Raw genomic sequence first — 22,584 nt, forward strand, 5'->3', positions numbered from 1 at the left:
CTAGCGCCAGCTCACCATCAATTTTTCCAGTCCGTGGAAGTGATAGACATTATTGTATCGCGGTTCTTCGGCGATCCGCAGCTTCGGTAGCCGCCGGAACAATTCACTGAACGCAACCTGCAATTCGATCCGCGCCAGCGGCGCTCCGATGCAGAAATGGATGCCGGCGCCGAAGCTGACATTGGCGCCATCGGTGCGGAACGGGTCGAATCTATTGGCATTGGCAAACCGCGCGGGATCGCGATTGGCGGCCCCCAGCATCAGCCCGATTACGTCGCCCTTGCGCAGCTCGATGCCCTCATAGTCGACGTCGCTCAGCGCATAGCGGGTGAACATATGCAGCGGCGCATCGAACCGCAGGCATTCCTCCGCCGTCGCCGCCGATTGCTCGTCGCTGGTGAAAAGCGTCGCCGGATCGATGCCGCTTTCGAGGATCGATTTGACGCCATTGCCCGTCGTATGGACGGTGGCCTCGTGCCCCGCATTGAGCAGCAGGATAGCGGTCGACATCACCTCTTCGTCGCTCAGTCGTTCGCCATTCTGCTCGGCGGTCAGCATATGGGTCAGCAAATCCTCGCGCGGCTGCTTGCGGCGGATCGCGATTTCGGCGTGCAGGTAATCCATGAAATCCTGGGCTGCATCATTGGCGTCCAGTTCGGTCTCATGCGTCACACCGAACATGTACATGGCCACCATGCGATTGGACCAGGCGAGCAGTTGCGGCGCTGCCTCGGCCGGCAGCCCCAGCATTTCGGCGATGATGATGGCGGGAATCGGTGCGGCGAAAGCCTTGATCAGGTCGATGCTTTCCTGATCCTCGAAGCCATCGATCATCTCATTGGCCAGCCTGATGATCCGCGGCCGCAATTGCTCGACATGCCGCGACACGAAGGCGCGGTTGACCAGCGTCCGCAGCCGGGTATGCCCAGGCGGCTCCAGATTGAGCAGGGAATATTTCTCGGTGAGATCGAACGCGGCGGTATGCGGCTTGGGCTTGGGCATGCCCAGCTCTTCCCGGCTCGCGACATGCAGGATTTCGCGGCCGAACCGCTTGTCCCGCAGCAAGGCGCTGACCTCCTTGAAGCCCGCGAAGCACCAATGGCCGTATTCATCCCAGAAGAAGGTGGAATTGTCCGCATGCAGCCGATCATAGAAGGCGTAGGGGTTCTGGTAGAAAATGGGATCGCGCGGATCGGCACTGCCGCGCCGGTTCTGGGGAACGTTTTCGACGGGCTTGAGCTGGAGAATGGCGGCCATGGATGAGGGGAACCAATAGAGAAATCAAACAGCCGGCATTACGAACTGACATTCGTGATGCGACAAGGAGAAAAATAGTCGAACCTGCGGTTTGCCAGTCGTCGGGGTCATGTTCAACCACGGGAGACCGATCATGAAATTTCTCTGCCTCGTCCACTTCGAATCTGACGCCTTCGATGGCATCACACCCGAGCAACAGCGCCAGCTCGACGACGCCACGATCGAACACGACCATCGCCTGCGAGCGAGCGGAAACCTGCTCATCGCCTCGCCCCTGGCCGAGCCGGAAACGGCAATCTCGATTGGCCGGCAGCGCCTGGCTAAGCTCTCGCAAACCGACGGCCCCTATACCGAAGCCAAGGAATGGGTCGGCGGTTTCCTGCTGCTCGAAGCCGAAAACATGGCGGCGGTTCTCGCCCTCCTGGAAGACGATCCCATAAAAGAATACGGCCGGGTCGAAATCCGCCCCTTGATGGAAGAGCATCGCCACAGCGAAACCGGGCAGGCGCGCCCCGATTTCCGGACCATCTGATCATATTCCGGATGGCGGGCTACGCTCGCCATCCGCGTTTTTGACAGCAAGCACTGGACGCACGAAATTTTGTGTAGCACTTTTAATATGGATTGCTATATAAAGTGATACAGAAAATCGATGCGGATTGTTTGGGACGAGCCGAAGCGGCGAGCCAATATTGCAAAACACGGCATGGATTTTGCTGAGTTGACGACCGCGTTCTTTGAGGAGGCGATCATCGTGCCGGGTAAGTCCGGTCGCAAAGTGGCAATTGGCTGGTTCGATGGCGCCGGGATCGTCGTAATTCACGTAATCTACGGCACCGAGGCAATTTCAGTGATCTCGATGCGCGCGGCCAGCCCGCGGGAAAGGAGGTTATTATGACCAAGGAATTCAAGGAAGGCCAAGGCTATACCCGGGAAGATTGGGACGCCGTGGACAGTCCAGAGCTGACAGACGAAGAATTGGCGCAGGCTCGCCCATTCGCCGAGGTCTATCCTGACCTTGCCGAGAGCATTCGCCGCGCTCGCGGGCGCCCGAAGGTCGCATCTCCCCGCCAGCAAATCTCGCTACGGCTCGATCCGGATGTGATCGAGAAGTTCAAAGCCACCGGAAAGGGTTGGCAATCGCGCATTAATGATGTCTTGAAGGCAGCCAAACTCTAGACTCTTTTTGGAGCCCGCCGTGAGCGATCTGACGCTGACCCAAGCCATCGAGAACATCTACACCTCGATCAAGAACAATAACGAGGAACTGGACGCCCATATCGCGGCCCTCAAGGTCGCCATGGCCCGCGAAGGCGCCAAGGAAGCGGTGTTCGAGCCAGCCAAGCTGGCGCAGTCCAACCGGCAGGGCCGCAAGATCATGCAGTCCTACTTCAAGAAAAAGGGCGTCGCGGTCAGCTTCTCGGCCTGATGCACCTGCGGCCATTCACCTTGCCGTCACATCGCGTGTCACGGCTATTGAAGCGCGCCCCATTGCCGCCTATCTCTGGCTTTACCGCACATTAAGGCGGCATCGTCTGCAATCGGCCAGTCGCGCTGATTCGAAATTTCGACACTTCCGCCGGACCCTGGATGTCCTGGCCCGGCAGTAGTGTTCCAACCGAAGATGGCTAGCCCGGTATCCACGCGACCCGGCGCAGCTCAAGGGGCATCACATGCGAGATCCGCACGATATCTACATGAATACGCTCGTTCCCATGGTGGTCGAGCAGTCCAATCGGGGCGAGCGCGCCTTCGATATCTATTCGCGCCTGCTGCGCGAGCGCATCATTTTCGTGACCGGCGTGGTCGAGGACAATATGGCCAGCCTGATCGTGGCCCAGCTGCTGTTCCTCGAATCAGAGAATCCGAAAAAAGAAATCGCCATGTACATCAACTCGCCCGGTGGCGTGGTGACGGCTGGCCTTTCCATCTATGACACCATGCAGTTTATCCGCCCGGCCGTCGCCACCATGGTGATGGGGCAGGCGGCCTCCATGGGCTCGCTCCTGCTCGCTGCCGGCGAAGCCGGTATGCGCACCAGCCTGCCGAACTCGCGCATCATGGTCCATCAGCCCTCCGGCGGCTATCAGGGCCAGGTCACCGACATCCTGATTCACGCCAAGGAAGTCGAGGGCTTGAAGCGCCGTCTTAATCAGATTTATGAGAAGCACACCGGCCGCACTTACGAGGAAATCGAAAAGGCGCTGGAGCGCGACAACTTCCTGTCGGCTGAGGAAGCCAAGACCTTCGGTATCATCGACAGCGTCTTTGAGAAGCGCGTCGTTCCTGAGGGCAGCTAAGATCCTCCCGCTGTTAACAGCGTTTGGTGACACTGCGTTGACTGTGACGTGAGTGCAATTGCACCGAGCCGGATCGGCCATTAAGGTCGGTTCGGCTTAGACTTTCTTTAGGCCTCGGGCGTTACCGTTATCGGTACCGCTGAATTTTGGGGGTTCCGTACCCCCGGGAGTAACTGGATGTCCAAAGAGACAACAAACGGCGAATCCTCGAAGAACACGCTTTACTGCTCGTTCTGCGGGAAATCCCAGCATGAGGTTCGCAAGCTGATCGCAGGTCCCACCGTATTCATCTGCGATGAATGCGTTGAACTCTGCATGGACATCATCCGCGAAGAGAACAAGACCTCCATGGTCAAGTCCTCCGATGGCGTGCCGACACCCGCAGAAATCTGCAAGGTGCTCGACGACTATGTCATCGGCCAGTTCCGCGCCAAGCGCGTGCTCTCCGTGGCCGTCCACAATCACTACAAGCGTCTGCATCACGCCAGCAAGAACCAGGATATCGAGCTTTCCAAGTCCAATATCCTGCTGATCGGGCCGACCGGCTCGGGCAAGACCCTGCTGGCCCAGACGCTGGCGCGCATCCTCGATGTGCCCTTTACCATGGCCGACGCGACTACTTTGACCGAGGCCGGTTACGTCGGCGAGGACGTTGAGAACATCATTCTCAAGCTCCTGCAGTCGGCCGACTACAATGTCGAGAAGGCCCAGCGCGGCATCGTCTATATCGACGAAGTCGACAAGATCAGCCGCAAGTCCGACAACCCGTCGATCACCCGTGACGTTTCGGGCGAAGGCGTGCAGCAGGCCCTGCTCAAGATCATGGAAGGCACCGTGGCTTCGGTTCCGCCCCAGGGCGGCCGCAAGCATCCGCAGCAGGAATTCCTGCAGGTGGACACGACCAATATCCTGTTCATCTGTGGCGGCGCCTTTGCCGGGCTCGAAAAGATCATCTCGGCGCGTGGCGAAGGCTCGGGCATCGGTTTCTCGGCTACCGTCAAGGACCCCAACGACCGTCGCGTCGGCCAGATTCTTGCCGATGTGGCCCCCGAAGACCTGGTGCGGTTCGGTCTGATCCCGGAATTCATCGGCCGCCTGCCTGTGCTGGCGACCCTCGAAGACCTTGATATCGCCGCCCTGATCGAAATCCTGACCGCCCCCAAGAATGCCCTGGTGCGCCAGTACCAGCGCCTGTTCCAGATGGAAGAGGTCGAGCTGACCTTCCACGAGGACGCTCTCAAGGCGATCGCCGAAAAGGCCATCGAGCGCAAGACCGGCGCCCGCGGTCTGCGCTCGATCATGGAAGCCATCCTGCTCGACACCATGTACGACCTGCCCTCGCTCGAAGGCGTGGAAGAAGTGGTGATCTCGGAGGATGTGGTGAAGGGCAAGGACGTGCGTCCCCTCTACATCTATTCCGAGCGCAAGAAGGACGAAGCGCCCGCAACGGCGTGAGTTTTTGCGGATTGAATTGAAGACGCCGGGTGATGAGCCCGGCGTTTTTGTTTTTGGGATGGGGAGGAACGGTACCCGATCCGCTACTCTTCGATCTCACCCTCCGTGACAAACGCCACCGGCCCGGGTTCTTCCCCCATGATCTGCCGGCCGAAGAGGCTCGCCACGAGGTCCACCAGCAGCGTCGCGCTCTTGCCGCCATGGTCGAGGAAGGGATTGAGCTCCACCACGTCCAGCGAGCCCACTACGCCGCTGTCATGCAGCATTTCCATGATCAGGTGCGCTTCGCGATAGCTGAGCCCGCCAGGGACCAGCGTGCCGCCGCCAGGGGCAATGGAGGGGTCCATGGCATCCACATCAAGGCTCACATGCAAATGCCCGCCAGCGGCCCTTACCTTGTCAAGGAAGCCGCGCATCAGGGCGACGACGCCCATTTCATCGATCCGCCGCATATCTATGGTCTCGACGCCGCGTGCGGTCAGCAGGCGCCGTTCCTCGCGGTCCACCGAGCGGGCGCCGATCACGGCAACATTCTTCGGATCGATCCGGCCGAGCCATGGACCGCGATATTCTTCGCCAAACTCTTCCTCGCCGCAGAGCAGGGCGAGCGGCATGCCGTGCAGATTGCCGCTGGGCGAGGTGAGCGGCGTGTTGAAATCGGCATGAGCATCGATCCACAGCACGAAGACCGGTTTGCCACTATCCGCACAATGCCGTGCCACGGCAGAGACCGTGCCCATGGCAATCGAATGATCGCCGCCCAGGAACACCGGAAAGTGACCGGCCTTGAGAATATCGAGCCCCTGATCGCTGGAGCGGGCTGCCAGGTCGAGCACATCGGCGCGCCGTTCGTCGGGCAGCCGCCAACTGGCCGGGCTGGTGCCGGGCAGGGTGTGGGGACGGCGCAGATCGCCGAAATCGGCGACGTCATGGCCAAGATCGACCAGCGCCTCGATGAGCCCGGCCACGCGCAGCGCCTCCGGCCCCATGCCCGCGCCTCGCACCGAAGCGCCGGCCGCCGTCGCAATACCCAGAAGATCGATGCGGCGGGGACGTGTGGTCATAGGGGCAGGGTCCTTGTGGTGCTTGATGATGATGCCGATATCGGATGGGAGCAAGGGGCACGCCACCGCAACGGAAACAAACCTCGATGTCATTCCGGCGAAGGCCGGAATCCATGCTGAAGCCATCCCAGCGCTAGATGCGTGTTGGCGGCCAGGGACTTGGATTGCGGCCGTCGCAGGAATGACACCGTGGGTGGGGATGCATAGGAACCGATCCTCCCACATGCATGCTGCAGCCAAGGCACACCGGTGTTTCCGGGCTCGACCGCATATCTCCTGTGCGTTCACGAGTTAACCGTGACAAATCTGCAAAGGTTGACTTGCGGGCTCCATAGGCGAACCTATTTATTAACCGGAATCAGCCCAGCATCTATAACTGGAGCTGTCTATAACGGGCGCGCATCCATCTCCTTCCTCCCGCGCGCCCCGGAAAGGATACGAGATGACGGACGTCAATCCCGCCACTGGCGATGCGAGCCGGGACCGGGTGTACCCAGTTCTGCCCCTGCGCGACATCGTCGTGTTCCCCGGCATGATCGTGCCGCTGTTCGTCGGCCGCGAAAAATCGGTCAAGGCGCTCGAAGAAGTCATGCGCGATGACAAGCATATTCTGGTGGTGACCCAGAAGAATGCGCAGGACGATGATCCGAGCCCGGACCAGATTTTTGAAACCGGCACCATTGCCACCGTCCTGCAGCTGCTCAAGCTTCCCGATGGCACCGTCAAGGTGCTGGTCGAGGGCCTGAACCGCGCGACCATCGATCGCTACCTGCAGACTGTCGATTATTTCGAGGCTGAAGCGTCCGTGCTGCCCGAACCGGTGGAAGACCCCACCGAGATCGAGGCCATGGCCCGTTCGGCCACCACCGAGTTCGAGAGCTATGTGAAGCTCAACAAGAAGATCTCGGCCGAGGTCGTCGCTGCCGTGGGGCAGATCGAGAACCATAGTAAGCTTGCTGACACCATTGCCAGCCACCTGGTCATCAAGATCAACGAGAAGGAAGACCTGCTCGGTACCGTTTCGGTCATTGAGCGCTTCCAGAAGATTCTTGGCCTGATGGAAGGCGAGATCGGCGTTCTGCAGGTGGAAAAGCGTATCCGTAGCCGCGTCAAGCGGCAGATGGAAAAGACGCAGCGCGAGTACTACCTCAACGAGCAGATGAAGGCGATCCAGAAGGAACTGGGCGACGGCGAAGAAGGCTCCAACGAGATCGCTGAGATCGAGGAGCGTATCGCCAAGACCAAGCTTTCCAAGGAAGCCCGGCTCAAGGCCGAAGCTGAACTGAAAAAACTCAAGACCATGAGCCCGATGTCGGCTGAAGCCACCGTCGTGCGCAATTATCTCGATACGCTGCTCGGCCTGCCCTGGGGCAAGAAGAGCAAGGTCAAGCGTGATCTGGTCCTGGCCGAAAAGGTTCTGGACGAGGATCACTATGGCCTCGAGAAGGTCAAGGAACGCATCCTCGAATATCTGGCCGTGCAGGGCCGTACCGGCTCGCTCAAGGGCCCGATCCTGTGCCTGGTTGGCCCTCCGGGTGTTGGCAAGACTTCGCTCGGCAAGTCGATCGCCAAGGCGACCGGCCGTGAATTCGTGCGCATGGCGCTTGGCGGGGTTCGGGACGAAGCCGAAATCCGCGGTCACCGCCGCACCTATATCGGCTCCATGCCCGGAAAGGTCATCCAGTCGCTCAAGAAGGTCGGCAAGTCCAACCCGCTCTTCCTCCTCGATGAAATCGACAAGATGGGCCAGGATTTCCGTGGCGATCCCAGCTCGGCACTGCTCGAAGTGCTCGATCCGGAGCAGAACCACACCTTTGCCGATCACTATCTCGAGGTCGATTATGACCTCAGCGACGTGATGTTCGTGACGACCTCGAACACCCTGAACATCCCCGGCCCGCTGATGGACCGCATGGAGATCATTCGCCTGTCGGGTTACACCGAGCAGGAGAAGCATGCGATCGCCAAGCAGCACCTGATCCCGGAGACGCTCAAGGAAAACGGGCTTGCCCATGGCGAGTTCGTGCTCGATGACGCCATGCTGACCGCCTTGATCCAGCGCTACACCCGTGAAGCGGGCGTGCGTAACCTCAAGCGCGAAATCAGCAAGCTGATGCGCAAGGCCGTGGCCGAGATCGTCAAGACCAAGGTCAAGTCGATCACCATCGATGAAGAGAAGCTGACCAAGTATCTCGGCGCCGATATCTACAAGCACGGCGAGATCGAGGCCGAGTCTCAGGTTGGTTTGGTGACCGGTCTGGCCTGGACCTCGGTTGGTGGCGAGCTGCTGACCATCGAAGGCGTGATGACGCCGGGCAAGGGCCGCATGACGGTCACCGGCAACATCAAGGAAGTGATGAAGGAATCGCTTACCGCTGCCACGGCTTACGTGCGCTCGCGCTCCATCGATTTCGGCATCAAGCCGCCGATGTTCGACACGCGTGACATCCACGTCCACCTGCCCGAAGGCGCCACCCCCAAGGATGGTCCCTCGGCCGGTATCGGTCTGGCCACTGCCATCGTCTCGGTAATGACCGGCATTGCCGTCCGCAATGATGTTGCCATGACCGGCGAGATCACGCTGCGGGGCAGGGTGCTGCCCATTGGCGGCCTCAAGGAAAAGCTCCTTGCGGCCCTCCGTGGTGGCATCAAGACCGTGCTGATCCCCGAAGAGAATGTGCGCGATCTCGCCGAGATCCCTGATATCGTCAAGGAAGGCATGGAAATCGTGCCGGTCAGCCGCATGGACCAGGTCATCGAGCGCGCCCTGGTGCGTAAGCCAGAGCCCATCGAGTGGAATTTCGACGAAGCCGCCCCGGCGGTGTCGACCACGGTGGAAGCCGGCGACGAAGCCAGCGCAGGCCTGCCGCATTAGGCAGACCAAAATCGCAGAACAGGAAACGGCGGTCCGAAAGGGCCGCCGTTTTCTTTGCCTGCCGCTATCGTGCTGCCACTTGTTGCAGCCGCCGGGCAGGCTCGGACTGGTGGAGATATACGGCGAACGTGTCCCAGGGCGGGGTAATGCTCAGCCCCCACAATATCCGGCCCACCTCACCGCGATGATAGCCGCCATGCAGGGCCACATGGATGAGCATTTCCTGCCGGCTCATGCATCCCTGGTCGCCATCGGTGAAGGTGAATGGAACAAGTGCGGCAAGTTCGTCCGCCGAAACATTGCCGGCATAATCGAGATACCATTGGTCTGTGGCGGCGACTGCTCCGCGCAACGCCTCCAGCGTCGGCGTTTCGGCCACATTGTCGGCGACATGGCCGTGCCGCCGGCCAGTCAGATGCGCGGAAAAAATCTCCGCTACCACGTGATAGTGGCTGATCAGCCTCAGGGCGGTGTGGAGTTCGCTCCCCTGTGGGTCCAGCGCCGCCAGTTTGTCGAACAGCTCGCCATTGGCCCAGGCGTGATAGCCATAGAGCTCGCGAAGCAGGGTAATCATCATCTATCTGTCCTTCCGGCATAAAGAATGCGAGTAATTCACTCACATTCTGAACCGGAGGCGTCCGATGTCTACTCGCATTGCCGGCCAGCAATCGCAGATGCGCAAGCATCCGCGCCAGGCCCGTTCCCGCGCTACCGTGGATGCCATCGTCCAGGCCGGGGCTCGCGTTTTGGGCGATGAAGGCTGGGGTGGCTTTACCACCAACAAGGTCGCCGACCTGGCGGGCGTCAGCATTGGTTCGCTCTACCAGTACTTTCCCGACAAGCTCTCTCTGGTCGACGCCATCCGCCGGCGCCATCTCGACGATTGCCTTGCCGCGGTGCGCGTATGCGGCACGGCCGGATTATCGTCGGCGCAGCTGGCTGCAAGCCTCGTCGAGGCCATGGTCGCGGCCCACAGCATTCATCCTCGATTGCACCGCGTCTTGCTGGACGAGGCCCCCAGTTCCGACGAATACCGCAATCCCAACAGCGCGTTCGAGATCGAATATCTCCGCTACTACGCCGAGGCAGTCGCCGCCTGCCGGAAGCGTCCGGTCAACGAGGATGACCGCCGCACTGCCCTGATCGTCTCCGACGCCATCGACGGAGTGATCCACAACGCCGCCCGCCGCGGCACCCTGGCCGACCCAGCCATGCAGGCTGAACTGATACAGCTGGTCAGCCTGCTGCTCGTCAGTGGCGGCGCAGGGACTTATCCGAGATTTCCGGCATGTGATTGAGGATCGTATCGATTCTATACCTACCGGTCCGATGGCGAGCGGAATAGCGGCCACCGCAAGTGGCGAAGTAGCCAACCCGCATGCCCGCGCCGGCACCACTGCTGCCGTACGCTGTCAGCAGCACGCCCTTAAATGTAGCAACGGCACATAATTGGAACAAGGCGTGAACGCGTGCTTGTAACGGCGCCGTGAAGCAGTTACATCAGTGTGCCTGTCAGGAGGGTCTGGAACTCGGCTTTGCTCGAGCTTGCGGATGCGGCGGGAAGCAATGGAGCCAAGACCTTGAACAAGGCACTCGTCGTCATTCTGGCTGCCGTTACGCTTGACGCGATCGGCATTGGCCTGATTTTTCCGATTCTGCCGGCGCTGCTGCGCGATGTCGGCCATGTCAGCGAAGTTTCGACGCTGCTGGGGCTCATGCTGGCGCTCTATGCGGCCTGCCAATTCCTGTTTTCGCCGGTGCTGGGTGTTTTGAGTGACCGTTTCGGCCGCCGCCCCGTGCTGCTGGTGTCGCTGGCCGGCGCCGCCATCGATTACCTGATCATGGCCTTTGCGCCCGAGCTCTGGATGCTGGTGCTCGGCCGCGCTATCTCCGGCATTTCCAGCGCCAATATGGCTGTGGCGACCGCCTATATCACTGACATTTCAAGCGAGGAGGAGCGCGCGCAGCGGTTTGGTCTCTTCCACGCCATGTTCGGCATCGGCTTCATCATCGGCCCGGTTCTGGGTGGGTTTCTGGGTGATTTCTGGGTGCGGGCGCCCTTCATCGCCGCCGCCTTGCTCAATGCCGTGAACTTCGCCCTGGCGCTGTTCGTGCTGCCGGAATCGCGGCCCGGCCAGCCCGGGGCCCGCTTCGATCTCGAAACCCTCAATCCGTTCAAGCCGCTCAAATGGGCGCTGACCTTCAAGACGCTGATTCCGCTGATGGCCATCTTCGTCATCATGAATTTCGTCGGTACCATGTATGGCACGATCTGGGCGCTGTTCAGCGAGGACAGCTTCCAGTGGAACGGCATGATGATCGGCCTGTCGCTGGGCGCGTTCGGGGTTTTTCATGCCGGCGCGCAGGCTTTTCTCACAGGCCCCGCCGTCGCGCGGCTGGGCGAACGCTGGGCCTTGATTGTCGGTATGGCCTGCGAATTGACGGCATTGGCGATCCTGGGCATCGCGACCCAGGGCTGGGTGCTGTTCGCCCTGGCGCCGCTCTTTGCGCTGGGCGGCATTGGCATGCCGGCGCTGCAATCGCTGGTCACCACCCAGGTCGGTGCCGATCGGCAGGGCCAGTTGCAGGGGGTGCTGGCGAGCCTGGTCAGTCTTGCCGCCGTTTTCGGGCCGCTCTTCTTCAGCTATGTCTACCATGAGCTGCGTGGCGGCTGGCCGGGCCTGACCTGGATTGTGGGGGCGGGCGTCTATTTGCTGGCGCTTCCGCTGATGCTGGGAATCCGCCGCACGCGCCCTCCGGTGCCGGCTCGTGCGGAATAGCGCGGAAAAGCTGCAATAACCCAGGAAAGCGGGGCAAAAGCCGGCAAAGCGGACTTGCCGGGCCCGATTTTCCGGTCCAATAACGGTTTTGCACCGTCTGGCGCGCCAAGACGCCCGGAATTCCTTGCCTTTCACGCAGAATCGCAAAAGGGTTGCGGCGGTTGGTTCGCCAAAAATGGCGGGCATTCACTGTGAGGAAACGCTATGAACAAAAACGATCTGGTTGGCGTTGTTGCCGACAAGGCGACGATCACCAAGGCACAGGCCGCCGAAGCGGTTGACGCAGTGTTCGAGGCTATCACCGGCTCCCTGAAGGCTGGCGAAGAAGTCCGCCTCGTCGGCTTCGGCACCTTTGCGGTGTCGCAGCGCAAGGCATCCACGGGCCGCAATCCTGCGACCGGTGCAGAGATCAAGATCCCGGCCTCCAATCAGGCCAAGTTCAAGCCCGGCAAGGGCCTGAAGGACGCGATCAACTAATACGGACGAAAGTTCGCTATGGTGATCGGCCCCGTGCGCATTGCGCCGGGGCCAATTCTTTTTTTGCCGCCTGCAAGTGTGTGCCAGCGCTGAATCTGGGCACACACCAGTTGACGGGCGGGGCAACCCGCCCTATCAGGGCGCCTTACGCAGGCCCGCTGGGCCGGCGGGCGATTAGCTCAGTTGGTAGAGCGCCTCGTTTACACCGAGGATGTCGGCGGTTCGAGTCCGTCATCGCCCACCATTTCTCCCTCACCACTTGAGCTGCAGCCCGACCCGCGCGGTGACGCCGGAGCGCTCTCCACCCGCCACGTCGAAGGAATAGCTCGCATTGGCGAAATAGCTGAACGTGTCGTTGACCTGGCCCGTCACCCCCGCGCCAAGCTCCAGCACGGTGGAATTGCCCGGCGTGCTCAACACGTCATTGTCGAGCCGCGTGGTGAAATCCCCCAGATTCTGCCAGAGATTTGCCATGAGCTCGGGCTGGACGAACCCGGTCTCGGTCTCGATGCGGTTATAGAGCCGCGCACCGAGCCGCCCCGTTACCATGGTGCTGCTGTCAAAGCTGATCGCGGCGAAGGGGTCGCTGCCATCCGAGAAGTTGGTGAAATTGACGATGGCCTGCGCCTGGGGTTCGATGGCCCAGCCGCCGCCCAGGGCGATCGGGTAGCCGGCCTCGATCGAGCCGGTAAGGCCGTAGCCGTCGACATCGATGCCCAGGCCACGGGTCGAGGTGACGTCGCCGGTATAATAGGACGCCATCAGCACGCCATCGAGATAGAAGCCATCTTCATTGATCCGCGTGGCATAGGCGCCCACCGAAGCGGCGCCCAGGCCCAGCGTGCCCGTGTCGTAATTGGCCCATCCCAGCGCAAAGCCGCGCAGGTCCCCGCTCATATGCGCATAGCCGGCAAAGACGCCCGCCTGGGTCGTTGCGCCGTCCTCGTCCACCACGGAATAGAGATCCATGCCGGCCTGGAAGCCGCCGATGGTGCCGTCAAATGTCGGCGCGACCGTGCCGGACCAGCCGGCCGTGGTCGAGCTGCCCAGCGCCCGGAACCAGGCGTTGCGCTTTTCCGTATCTGCATTGGGCAGATAGGCCTGCTCGCCGCGCCGGTTATGGAAGGTCGAGAGCGATTCGATAGCCAGCAGATAGGCCGATGGCTGCAAGGCCGCATAATTGGCCGCTTCGATGCGGTAGAGCGGCACGACGCCGCCCGCCAGCAGCAGCGAGGCGTCGGGCAGGCTGGCCTGGCTGGTCGGGGCGACGATAGCGTATCCGGCCGGATTGGACGGATCGATCACCGGAACCGTCGGCGTTGCCGGTGGCGGCGAGCCCGGAGGCAGCGGACCATCGACAGGCGCTTCCGGCAAAGGCTCGGCCACGGCTGGCGGCGGCACGGTGCCCGGAACTTCCGGATCGGGCGCCGGATCGACCGGGGCAGGGGGCAGCACGGGGGCTACCGGCGTTTCGCCTTCGTCGATTTCAGGCGCGGGAGCCACGGGCGCCACCGGCTCGGGCGGCGGCGGGGGCGGCACGGGAACCGGCAGGAGCTGCGAACGCAGATACCAGTTCTGCTCTTCACCGGCGGCTACGCCGCCGCGGAACAGGAAATATTCGTAGGCGCCGGCCGCGACCGCACGATCCAGCACAAAGGCATCGGCGGCCGTCGTGCCGCCATTGGTGGCTTGGACCACCATGATGCCGCTGCCCGTGGTGCCGCCGCCCGGGCCCCCGGCATTGACGATACCGATGCCGGTAAGGCCGCTCGCCGTGCCGCCCGAGATGATGAGCTTGTCAGACGGCGAGCCATCGACACCCAGATAGGTATCGAGCAATAGCGAGCCGCCGATACCCGTATAATTGCCCTGAATGGTCAGCGTATCGGTGGCGCTCGGGGTGCCCGACTGGGTCATCTGGATGACGCCGGCATTGTTGACCTGCACCAGCGAGCCAGCCACGGCCGGGGCAATCCCGGCTGCGCCGCTGGCGATCAGATAGCTGCTCGAATCGATATCGAGCCGGCCGGTCGTGCTGGTGGCGTCGCCCAGCACGAGATTGTCGCTCAGGCTCAGCGTAGAGCCATTATTGAGCTGGATGGTCTCCCAATTGATGAACTGGGCGCCGTTGATGGCATGGCTATTTTCGAATTTGAGCGTATCGCTGGCGACAGGGGCGCCCGCGGCCGCCCCTTCGCCGCCATCGATATTCCCCGCGGCGGCAATGGTGGCCGCGTTAAGGTTGCCGATCGTGGCGACGTCGGAATCGGCGCCCAGCAGCACGTTGTTGAAAATGGCGCCGCCGGTCCAGTCGAAGGTATCATTGCCGAAGCTGGCGCGAATCTCACCCTCGATCGTACCGCCCGATACGCGGATCACGTCATTGCCGCCGCTGGTGCTGATATTGCCGCCAATGGCGCCGCCTGAAACCACGATTGTATCGAGGCCAAAGCCGGTCACCAGGTTCCCCAGAATCTGTCCGCCGCTGAGGTAATAGAAATTATCGGCGAGTTTCATATCCACCCGGCCGATGGTGCCGCCGCTCTGTTCGGCATAGTCGCCATCGACGAAAGCGCCGGTAATCGTGCCGCCGGTCATCAGGAAGGTGTCGTAGCCATCGCCTTGCTGCAGGGCGGCAACGGTGCCGCCACTCATTTCAAAATGATCGATTCCGCTGCCCTGTTCGATTGCGGCGGTTGTTCCTGAGCGGATCGTCACCGTATCGGCGCCGCCGCCGAACGAAACAGTACTGGTGATGACCCCGGTGCCCCCCATGGGCAGGGTCAAAACATTGTTGCCGCCAAGATCGACAAAGCCCGCCGAGCTGCCCGAGTCGCAGACATAGGTATCGTTACCCGCCGTGACGACAAATACGCATGCCGCAGATGCTCCTCCCGCCGTCGTCAGTAGTAGAGAGCCTGAAATCGTAGAAAATACAATGAGTTGTCTTGGGGTCCGTAAATAGCAAAACAATGTTGGCCTCCATGGTTTTGTTGCCGGCAACTTGGAACTGCCTGCGATAAGGCCATCTTAGGCTCACCTTTACGTGAGCGGCTACATGGAATTGATGCGACGTTAATAATTGGTACTGCCAGCGGCTTAGCCCTCGGAGGGCGCGACCCTGGGTCCGTTCCGCCCGGGTTTTCGAAGTTTCCCACAGGCCGCTGAAACTTCTTCAAGAAAGGCGGTTTTGAGCGCTTGACTTCACAGGGGGGGCTGGGTACATCGACGCCACGTTGCGCAAACGAGTTGAGTTTGCCGCTGCGGGAGTAGCTCAGTTGGTTAGAGCGCCGGCCTGTCACGCCGGAGGTCGCGGGTTCGAGCCCCGTCTCTCGCGCCACGTTTTCCTTGAAATCGTTGGTGCCTGAATGGCCGCTGTGTCGCGCTTCATTTGCGCGTGATACTGCTGATCCGCTGTAACCTTTGGCCCATATTATACGTACCTGTGAGCATTGCTGCTTCAACCTGAAGGTTCGTATCATGGCTCGTATCGCCTCATCTTTAGCCGTCTTGTCCGGCCGGCCGCGTGTTCAGTTCGCCTCACTGCTGTTTTTGCCGGTCCTGCTGCTGGCGGCCATGCAGCCTGCGCGGGCCGCTGAAGAGCCCGTGGTGATTCCAGCGCCTTCTAGCGACATTGCAGAATCCGGGGCCACCGCAACCGCGGTGTTTGCCGGCGGCTGCTTCTGGGGCGTGCAGGGGGTGTTTCAGCATGTGGTTGGCGTGACCAATGCGGTATCGGGTTATTCCGGGGGTGCAGCGGAAACAGCCACCTACGAGCAGACCGGCAGCGGTACGACAGGCCATGCCGAGACCGTGCAGATCACCTATGATCCGGCCGTCGTCAGCTATGGCCAGCTGCTGCAGATTTATTTCTCGGTTGCGCACAACCCGACCCAGCTCAATTACCAGGGCCCTGATCACGGCACGCAATACCGCTCGACGATCTTCCCGGTCACCGAAGAACAGGCGGACCTGGCCAAGGCCTATATCGCCGAGCTCGACAGCTCTGGGCGCTTCGAAGGGCCGATCGTTACCACGATCGAACCCTTCCAGGCGTTTTATCCGGCCGAGCAGTATCATCAGGACTTTCTGACCCTGAATCCGACCTGGCCCTATATAGTGGTGAACGACCTGCCCAAGATCGCGGCGCTCAAATCGCTGTTTCCCGATGAATACCGGGAAGACCCGGTGCTTGTGGGGACCTTATAATAAGGAGGGCAGGGCGGTCCTTGGCGCCCTGCCACGTTTTGGCCTCCCGAGCGGCGCCTTTCTGCCAGTAAGGTCCCGCAAGATGATTGTCTGGCCGTTCGAACTGGCTGGCCAGACAGGGCCACGGAACCAAGCCGAGCAATTGCGGGTTCCTGTGGCAGACCGTCTCACTGGCAGGGAGAACAGCGATGAAACTGTTCTACACATTGGCTATCGCCGCCCTGACCGCCTCCGCTTCGGCCGGAGCGACCCATGCTGCCGATATGATCACCGTGCCCACCTCGACGCCCGTCGAAATGCCTGTTGCCGAGTCGGCCGGCTTCGATTGGAGCGGCTTTTATGCCGGCGTCTACGGTGTCGTGCAGAATGGTGAGGCGAGCGATACGCAATACGGTCTGGGCGTGCAGGCCGGCGTCAATGCCCAGTTCGACTATTATCTCCTGGGCGCCGAAGTGGCCGTACATGGCCTGGCCGGCAATGACGGCGCCGAGGAAACCACCTATGGCCAGATCCTGGGCCGCGCCGGCCTGGCGGTGACCGACGATGTCGCGGTTTATGCCGCGGGCGGCTACGGGCTCGACCTTGGCGCCCCCGAAGAAGACGACATGCTGTTCGGCGGCGGGGTGGAAATGGCGATCACCGACAGCGTCTCGGTCGAGGCGCAATATCTGCGCAGCTTCCCGCTGTCTGGCGACAACGCCAAGAACCAGTTCACCATTGGTGCGAACTACCACTTCTGATTCTTGACATCTGCCCCGATAGCGCCGTCTATAGTGGGCACTGGGTGGTTCTCGGACGGGCTTATGTCTTTGTGGGTGCCCTGATTCTGCCGCTTGGCGGACACAGGCAGGTGCGGTTCAAGCCGTATTTGTATCAAATTGAACCAATTGCGCGGTATTGATGCAACACCCGCCCCCAAATGGTCATTGAATCTTATCCGAGCCCCCAAAATTGCCCTTGGTAAGGCTTGTCAGCCAAGCATCGGTGGGGCATCTATCGGTCGACTACGGTTAACTCTATGGGAGTGCAAGATATGTTTGTACGTTCGCTTTCTCTCGGTGTGGCTGCTGCCGCGCTGCTCGTTGGTGGTGCTCAGGCCGCTGACCTCATCATCCCGACCACCCCTGCTCCGATCTATGAAGCAGCCGGTTTCTCTTGGGATGGCCTCTACGCTGGTGTTCAGGGCGGCGGCTTGTTCTTCGGTGACGACAACAACTACGGCGTCATCGGTGCTCATGTCGGCGTGAACTTCATCGTTGCTGATCCGATCCTGCTCGGCCTCGAAGGCACTGCAGAATACGTCTGGGGCACCAATGCCCTCGACCAGGACATCAACGCTGGTAACTTCTTCATCAACGGTCGCGTTGGTGCCATCGTGACCGACTCGGTCCTGGTGTACGCACTGGCCGGTGTTGGCGTTGAGACCCTCGAAGACCGCGCCATCGGCGACGACAACCAGGGCGTCTACCAGCTTGGCGCTGGTGTTGAACTGGCTGTCACCGACTCGGTCACCGTCCGTGGCCAGGTTGTTGGCTATGGCTACTTCGATGACGCTGTTGGCGACGACTTCTTCGACGCTGCCAAGGCAACCATCGGCGTTTCCTACCACTTCTAAGATTTATAAGAGGGCGGGGCGTTCGCGCCTCGTCTTCCGAAATCTTGTAAGCCCAATTCGGCGAACCACTTCGTGTGGTTCGCCGTTTTGCTTTTGCCGTCTCGATTCGTGTGATTGCCGGTTAGCACAAAGGCAGGTTTGGTTTCGCCGATGTGCACAGTCTGTTGTCATTTGCGCAGCAAGTGCGAACCTCGTGTGAACGCGTTTTCACGCAAAAGTTTTCTGTCGTTTTCGCGCATTGTGGCGGCAAATTAGCGTCATCGCGAAATACCGATATATGATTATTCTGCTCATATTTTCTTTCCCTTGAAACGCGCTAGCCAAAGGTCTAATCCCAAGCCCATCAACTTTCGCGTTGGTTCGCTTGCCCCAATTGCTCGCAGAACTCTCGCGTTCCCGGCTCTCCCGTCCGGTTTTGAGTGTTAGGCTGCCGCATGACTGATTTGCTCAGCGACTATCTGCCCATTGTCATTTTCATCGGCATTGCCGGTCTTATCGGACTGTCCCTGCTGGTGGCGCCATTCATTGTCGCGGTGAGGCGTCCAGACCCCGAAAAGGTCTCCGCTTTCGAAGCCGGCTTCGAGGCGTTCGACGATGCGCGCATGAAGTTCGACGTCCGCTTCTACCTGGTGTCGATTCTCTTCATCATCTTCGATCTGGAAGTGGCTTTCCTCTTCCCTTGGGCCGTGGCCTTCCGCGATGTCGGCTGGTTCGGCTTCTGGTCGATGATGATCTTCCTCGGCGTTCTGACCGTCGGGTTCATTTATGAATGGCGGAAAGGGGCTCTCGAATGGGATTGAGCGAACAGAACGCTACGCTGGTCGCGCCGCGCCCCACCGGGCTCATCGACCCGCGCACCAATAAGACTGCCGGCGCGACGGATCCGTTCTTCACCGATGTGACGGACGAATTGGCGGACAAGGGATTCCTTGTTTCCACCGTATCGCAGCTAGTCAATTGGGCCCGCACGGGCTCCCTGATGTGGATGCAGACGGGCCTGGCCTGCTGCGCCGTCGAGATGATGCAGATGTCGATGCCGCGCTACGATATCGAGCGTTTCGGCACCGCGCCGCGCGCTTCTCCGCGCCAGTCCGACGTACTGATCGTTGCCGGTACGCTGACCAACAAGATGGCTCCGGCTCTGCGCAAGGTCTACGACCAGATGCCCGAGCCGCGCTATGTCATCTCCATGGGCAGCTGCGCCAATGGCGGCGGCTATTATCACTATTCCTATTCGGTGGTGCGCGGCTGCGATCGCGTGCTGCCGGTGGACGTCTACGTTCCCGGCTGTCCTCCGACGGCCGAAGCGCTTCTTTACGGCATCCTGCTGCTGCAAAAGAAGATTCGCCGCACCGGCACCATCGAACGCTAGGATCCCGTTTCATGGATGAGGTTATCGAGGTTGATCCGCTGACCGCGCTTGGCGAGTACATCGCCGGGGCCCTGGGCAGCGCGGTTCTTGCCAACGAGATCGCCTATGGCGAGCTGACACTGACCATCGAGCGCGACGCAATTGTGGCCGTTGCCACGTTCCTGCGCGACGATGCCAAGTGCCGGTTCATTAGCTTTACCGACGTGACGGCGGTCGACTACCCCGAGCGCGATGAGCGGTTCGACGTGGTCTACCACTTCATGAGCCCGCATCTGAACCAGCGCATCCGCGTCAAGCTCACCACCGACGATGTCGAGCCTGTGCCCAGCATTACCGGCGTGTTCCGCGGCGCCGACTGGTTCGAGCGCGAAACCTACGATCTTTATGGCGTGCTGTTCTCCGGTCACAACGACCTGCGCCGCATCCTGACCGATTATGGGTTTGACGGGCATCCGCTGCGCAAGGACTTCCCGGTCACCGGCTTCGTCCAGGTCAAATATGACGAAGAGCGCAAGCGGGTCGTCTATGAGCCAGTCAAGCTGATGCAGGAATTCCGCACCTTTGACTATCTGTCGCCTTGGGAGGGTACAGACTATGTCCTGCCCGGTGACGAGAAGGCCAAGCAATGACCGTTGAAGCCGAAGTCCGCAATTTCACCATCAACTTTGGGCCGGTTCACCCCTCCGCTCACGGCGTGCTACGCTTGATTCTGGAGCTGGACGGCGAAATCGTTGAACGCGTCGATCCCCATATCGGCCTGCTGCATCGCGGCACCGAAAAGCTGATCGAGCAGAAGACTTATCTGCAGGCCGTGCCCTATTTCGACCGCCTCGACTATGTGGCGCCGATGAACCAGGAGCATGCCTTTGCCCTGGCTGTTGAGAAGCTGCTGGGCCTCGAAGTGCCGCGCCGCGGCCAGTTGATCCGCGTGCTCTATTCGGAAATCGGGCGCCTGCTGGCGCATCTGATGAACGTCACGACCCAGGCCATGGACGTCGGCGCACTGACGCCGCCGCTCTGGGGCTTCGAGCAGCGCGAAAAGCTCATGGTGTTCTATGAGCGCGCTTCGGGTGCCCGTATGCACGCCGCCTATTTCCGCCCCGGCGGCGTCCATCAGGACCTGCCGCAGGCGCTGATCGACGATATCGAGACGTTCTGTGAGACCTTCCCCAAGGCGCTTGCCGATATCGATAGCCTTCTGACCAACAACCGCATCTTCAAGCAGCGCAATGTCGATATCGGCGTGGTCGATCTCGATGATGCCTGGAATATGGGCTTTTCGGGCGTGATGGTGCGCGGCTCGGGCGCTGCCTGGGATTTGCGCAAGAGCCAGCCTTACGAATGCTATGCCGAAATGGATTTCGACATCCCGGTTGGCAAGAATGGCGACTGCTACGACCGCTATCTCATCCGCATGGAAGAGATGCGCCAGTCGACCAGCATCATGAAGCAGTGCGTGGACAAGCTGAATGCCGTCGATGGCAAGGGCCCGGTGTCCTCGCTCGATGGCAAGGTCGTGCCGCCCAGCCGTGGCGAGATGAAGACCTCAATGGAAGCGCTGATCCATCACTTCAAGCTCTATACCGAGGGCTACAAGGTGCCGGCCGGTGAGGTCTATGCCGCCGTTGAAGCGCCCAAGGGCGAATTCGGCGTTTTTCTCGTCAGCGACGGCTCCAACAAGCCTTACCGCTGCAAGATCCGCGCGCCGGGTTTTGCGCATTTGTCGGCCATGGATTTCCTGTGTCGCGGCCACATGCTGGCTGACGTCTCGGCCATCCTTGGCTCGCTCGATATCGTGTTCGGAGAGGTTGATCGCTAATGGTCGCGCGTCGCCTTGCGGACGAGTCGGTTCAACCGGCCGCGTTCGCCTTTACCGCTGAAAACGCCAAATGGGCGGAATGGAAGATCGGGCTTTACCCGACCGGCCGTCAGCAATCTGCTGTTATCCCGCTGCTCATGCGCGCCCAGGAACAGGATGGCTGGGTCACCCGCGCCACGATCGAAAAGGTCGCCGACATGCTCGGCATGGCCTATATCCGTGTGCTTGAGGTCGCCACCTTCTATACCCAGTTCCAGCTGCAGCCCGTGGGCACCAAGGCCCATGTGCAGGTCTGTGGCACGACGCCTTGCATGCTGCGCGGGGCCGGGGAACTGATCGAGGTCTGCAAGAGCAAGATCCACCACGATCCGCACCATCTCAATGACGATGGCACGCTGAGCTGGGAAGAGGTCGAATGTGCCGGCGCCTGCGTCAACGCCCCGATGGTGGCGATTTTCCAGGACACCTATGAGGACCTGACGCCAGCTCGGCTCGAAGAAATCATCGATGCCTTCCATGCTGGCAAGGGCGACACCATCAAGCCGGGCACCCAGATCGAGCGGCTGAATTCGGCTGCCGAAGGCGGTCGTACTACGCTACTGGAAAAGCCGACAGCCAAGCGCGAGAAATTCGTGCCGCCTCCGCCGCCGGTGGATGCTGCCGCACCCGCAGCTCCGGCTCCGGCCGCTGCTGCCCCGCAGGCGCCGACCACGGCCGCCAAGCCCAAGGATGTGAGCGAAGAATCCGCTCCCGCCCTCAAGGGTACGCCCAAGCAGGCCAAGGTCTCCGAGGCCAAGGCTGAGGGTGAGCGCAAGGCGGCCGATGCCGAGGCGATCGATAGCGGCAAAAAGGCCAAGGCCAAGTCCGCGGCCGAAAAGGGTGCTGTTGCGCCGCTGTTCAAGGCGCCCAAGGGCGCGCCGGACGACCTCAAGCTGATCTCCGGCGTCGCTCCGGTGCTTGAAGGGCGGCTCAATGCCATCGGCATTACCCAGTGGAGCCAGGTTGCCAAGCTCTCGGCCGAGGATATTGCCAAGGTCGAGGACTCACTGAGCTTCAAGGGTCGCGTTGCGCGCGACAACTGGCTGCAACAGGCCGAAGCACTCGCCAAGGGCGGAGTCGAAGAGTACCGCAAGGTATTTGGGAAGGACCCGCGCTAAATGGCTGAGGGCAAGATCCAATTTGGCAAGCTGACCGGCAAGGACTACGCCATGGGCGCAGGCTTTGTAGTCATGGCCATGATCATTGCCCAGGGCCTTGTTGCTTACCTTATTCCAGGTGCCCCGCCAGCTTTGCTGGGCGCCATTGGCGCGGCCATCGGAGTGGCTGCCTGGTTTTCATACTTGCGGAAGCGGAACGGCTGA

Annotated in this window: 23 protein-coding genes and 2 tRNA genes; 21 read left to right on the forward strand and 4 right to left on the reverse strand. The window is 60.9% G+C overall.

The genetic code is table 11. From position 1 onward, the window contains the following. On the reverse strand, positions 1 to 1,257 hold the full coding sequence (locus tag QQL79_RS07125) for a cytochrome P450 (protein WP_284389327.1): 1,257 nt from the start codon (positions 1,255 to 1,257) through the stop codon (positions 1 to 3). A gap of 133 nt (positions 1,258 to 1,390) precedes the next feature. Between QQL79_RS07125 and QQL79_RS07130 the strand changes: the two genes are divergently transcribed. The 6 genes from QQL79_RS07130 to clpX all read left to right on the forward strand — a co-directional run bounded on the left by QQL79_RS07130 (position 1,391) and on the right by clpX (position 5,012). Then, positions 1,391 to 1,789 (forward strand): YciI family protein, encoded by a 399-nt coding sequence (locus QQL79_RS07130; RefSeq protein ID WP_284389329.1) that lies wholly within the window; start codon positions 1,391 to 1,393, stop codon positions 1,787 to 1,789. A gap of 120 nt (positions 1,790 to 1,909) precedes the next feature. Continuing rightward, positions 1,910 to 2,155, forward strand: coding sequence for a BrnT family toxin (locus tag QQL79_RS07135; protein WP_284389331.1), 246 nt, complete (start codon positions 1,910 to 1,912; stop codon positions 2,153 to 2,155). After that, entirely contained in the window at positions 2,152 to 2,436 is a 285-nt protein-coding gene (locus QQL79_RS07140) for a BrnA antitoxin family protein (protein WP_284389333.1), read from the forward strand. The genes QQL79_RS07135 and QQL79_RS07140 overlap by 4 nt, the downstream gene beginning before the upstream one ends. 19 nt (positions 2,437 to 2,455) lie before the next feature. Continuing rightward, positions 2,456 to 2,686 carry a hypothetical protein gene (locus QQL79_RS07145; RefSeq protein ID WP_284389334.1) on the forward strand — a complete coding sequence of 77 codons (231 nt, stop codon included), beginning with the start codon at positions 2,456 to 2,458 and terminating at the stop codon, positions 2,684 to 2,686. A 244-nt stretch (positions 2,687 to 2,930) separates the two neighbouring features. After that, on the forward strand, positions 2,931 to 3,557 hold the full coding sequence (locus QQL79_RS07150) for an ATP-dependent Clp protease proteolytic subunit (RefSeq protein WP_284389335.1): 627 nt from the start codon (positions 2,931 to 2,933) through the stop codon (positions 3,555 to 3,557). A 177-nt stretch (positions 3,558 to 3,734) separates the two neighbouring features. Beyond that, the gene (clpX, locus tag QQL79_RS07155; protein ID WP_284389337.1) at positions 3,735 to 5,012 is read left to right on the forward strand and encodes an ATP-dependent Clp protease ATP-binding subunit ClpX; all 1,278 of its coding nucleotides are present in this window, start codon (positions 3,735 to 3,737) and stop codon (positions 5,010 to 5,012) included. 83 nt (positions 5,013 to 5,095) lie between these two features. Here the strand turns inward: clpX and rocF are convergent, their stop codons facing one another. After that, complete coding sequence (gene rocF, locus QQL79_RS07160) at positions 5,096 to 6,076, reverse strand: arginase (protein ID WP_284389339.1); 981 nt, start codon at positions 6,074 to 6,076, stop codon at positions 5,096 to 5,098. A 442-nt stretch (positions 6,077 to 6,518) separates the two neighbouring features. Between rocF and lon the strand changes: the two genes are divergently transcribed. Next, on the forward strand, positions 6,519 to 8,951 hold the full coding sequence (gene lon, locus QQL79_RS07165; RefSeq protein ID WP_284389341.1) for an endopeptidase La: 2,433 nt from the start codon (positions 6,519 to 6,521) through the stop codon (positions 8,949 to 8,951). A gap of 64 nt (positions 8,952 to 9,015) precedes the next feature. On the opposite strand, the gene QQL79_RS07170 is transcribed toward lon, so the two are convergent. Then, the gene (locus QQL79_RS07170) at positions 9,016 to 9,525 is read right to left on the reverse strand and encodes a DinB family protein (protein WP_284392832.1); all 510 of its coding nucleotides are present in this window, start codon (positions 9,523 to 9,525) and stop codon (positions 9,016 to 9,018) included. A 67-nt stretch (positions 9,526 to 9,592) separates the two neighbouring features. Here QQL79_RS07170 and QQL79_RS07175 point away from each other — a divergent pair, with 67 nt between their 5' ends. From QQL79_RS07175 to QQL79_RS07190, 4 genes are all read left to right on the forward strand, one after another. After that, positions 9,593 to 10,249 carry a TetR/AcrR family transcriptional regulator gene (locus tag QQL79_RS07175; RefSeq protein ID WP_284389345.1) on the forward strand — a complete coding sequence of 219 codons (657 nt, stop codon included), beginning with the start codon at positions 9,593 to 9,595 and terminating at the stop codon, positions 10,247 to 10,249. A gap of 282 nt (positions 10,250 to 10,531) precedes the next feature. Next, on the forward strand, positions 10,532 to 11,731 hold the full coding sequence (gene tet, locus QQL79_RS07180; RefSeq protein WP_284389347.1) for a Tet(A)/Tet(B)/Tet(C) family tetracycline efflux MFS transporter: 1,200 nt from the start codon (positions 10,532 to 10,534) through the stop codon (positions 11,729 to 11,731). A gap of 204 nt (positions 11,732 to 11,935) precedes the next feature. Then, complete coding sequence (locus QQL79_RS07185; protein WP_284389349.1) at positions 11,936 to 12,208, forward strand: HU family DNA-binding protein; 273 nt, start codon at positions 11,936 to 11,938, stop codon at positions 12,206 to 12,208. A 168-nt stretch (positions 12,209 to 12,376) separates the two neighbouring features. Then, positions 12,377 to 12,452: transfer RNA gene (locus tag QQL79_RS07190), tRNA-Val, on the forward strand. 8 nt (positions 12,453 to 12,460) lie between these two features. On the opposite strand, the gene QQL79_RS07195 is transcribed toward QQL79_RS07190, so the two are convergent. After that, positions 12,461 to 14,995 (reverse strand): autotransporter family protein, encoded by a 2,535-nt coding sequence (locus QQL79_RS07195; RefSeq protein WP_284389353.1) that lies wholly within the window; start codon positions 14,993 to 14,995, stop codon positions 12,461 to 12,463. Positions 14,996 to 15,471: 476 nt separating this feature from the next. On the opposite strand from QQL79_RS07195, the gene QQL79_RS07200 reads away from it, so the two are divergent. The 10 genes from QQL79_RS07200 to QQL79_RS07245 all read left to right on the forward strand — a co-directional run bounded on the left by QQL79_RS07200 (position 15,472) and on the right by QQL79_RS07245 (position 22,584). Beyond that, positions 15,472 to 15,548, forward strand: a tRNA-Asp gene (locus QQL79_RS07200). Between the two features lie 140 nt (positions 15,549 to 15,688). Beyond that, the gene (gene msrA, locus QQL79_RS07205; RefSeq protein ID WP_284389355.1) at positions 15,689 to 16,417 is read left to right on the forward strand and encodes a peptide-methionine (S)-S-oxide reductase MsrA; all 729 of its coding nucleotides are present in this window, start codon (positions 15,689 to 15,691) and stop codon (positions 16,415 to 16,417) included. A 188-nt stretch (positions 16,418 to 16,605) separates the two neighbouring features. Continuing rightward, positions 16,606 to 17,157: an outer membrane protein gene (locus QQL79_RS07210; RefSeq protein ID WP_284389357.1), complete on the forward strand. Its 552-nt coding sequence runs from the start codon at positions 16,606 to 16,608 to the stop codon at positions 17,155 to 17,157. Positions 17,158 to 17,450: 293 nt separating this feature from the next. After that, a complete protein-coding gene (locus QQL79_RS07215; RefSeq protein WP_284389359.1) occupies positions 17,451 to 18,032 on the forward strand; it encodes an outer membrane protein in 582 nt (193 codons plus the stop codon). A gap of 434 nt (positions 18,033 to 18,466) precedes the next feature. Next, a complete protein-coding gene (locus QQL79_RS07220; RefSeq protein WP_284389361.1) occupies positions 18,467 to 18,832 on the forward strand; it encodes an NADH-quinone oxidoreductase subunit A in 366 nt (121 codons plus the stop codon). Continuing rightward, the gene (locus tag QQL79_RS07225) at positions 18,823 to 19,404 is read left to right on the forward strand and encodes a NuoB/complex I 20 kDa subunit family protein (protein ID WP_035096882.1); all 582 of its coding nucleotides are present in this window, start codon (positions 18,823 to 18,825) and stop codon (positions 19,402 to 19,404) included. Before QQL79_RS07220 ends, QQL79_RS07225 begins: the two co-directional genes overlap by 10 nt. Positions 19,405 to 19,415: 11 nt before the next feature. Beyond that, entirely contained in the window at positions 19,416 to 20,033 is a 618-nt protein-coding gene (locus QQL79_RS07230) for an NADH-quinone oxidoreductase subunit C (protein WP_284389365.1), read from the forward strand. After that, positions 20,030 to 21,223 carry an NADH-quinone oxidoreductase subunit D gene (locus QQL79_RS07235; RefSeq protein ID WP_284389367.1) on the forward strand — a complete coding sequence of 398 codons (1,194 nt, stop codon included), beginning with the start codon at positions 20,030 to 20,032 and terminating at the stop codon, positions 21,221 to 21,223. Before QQL79_RS07230 ends, QQL79_RS07235 begins: the two co-directional genes overlap by 4 nt. Continuing rightward, positions 21,223 to 22,380: an NADH-quinone oxidoreductase subunit NuoE gene (gene nuoE / locus QQL79_RS07240; protein WP_284389369.1), complete on the forward strand. Its 1,158-nt coding sequence runs from the start codon at positions 21,223 to 21,225 to the stop codon at positions 22,378 to 22,380. Before QQL79_RS07235 ends, nuoE begins: the two co-directional genes overlap by 1 nt. Next, complete coding sequence (locus tag QQL79_RS07245; RefSeq protein ID WP_284389371.1) at positions 22,381 to 22,584, forward strand: hypothetical protein; 204 nt, start codon at positions 22,381 to 22,383, stop codon at positions 22,582 to 22,584.

This window comes from Devosia yakushimensis, assembly GCF_030159855.1.
GTDB classification, from domain to species: Bacteria; Pseudomonadota; Alphaproteobacteria; order Rhizobiales; family Devosiaceae; genus Devosia; species Devosia yakushimensis.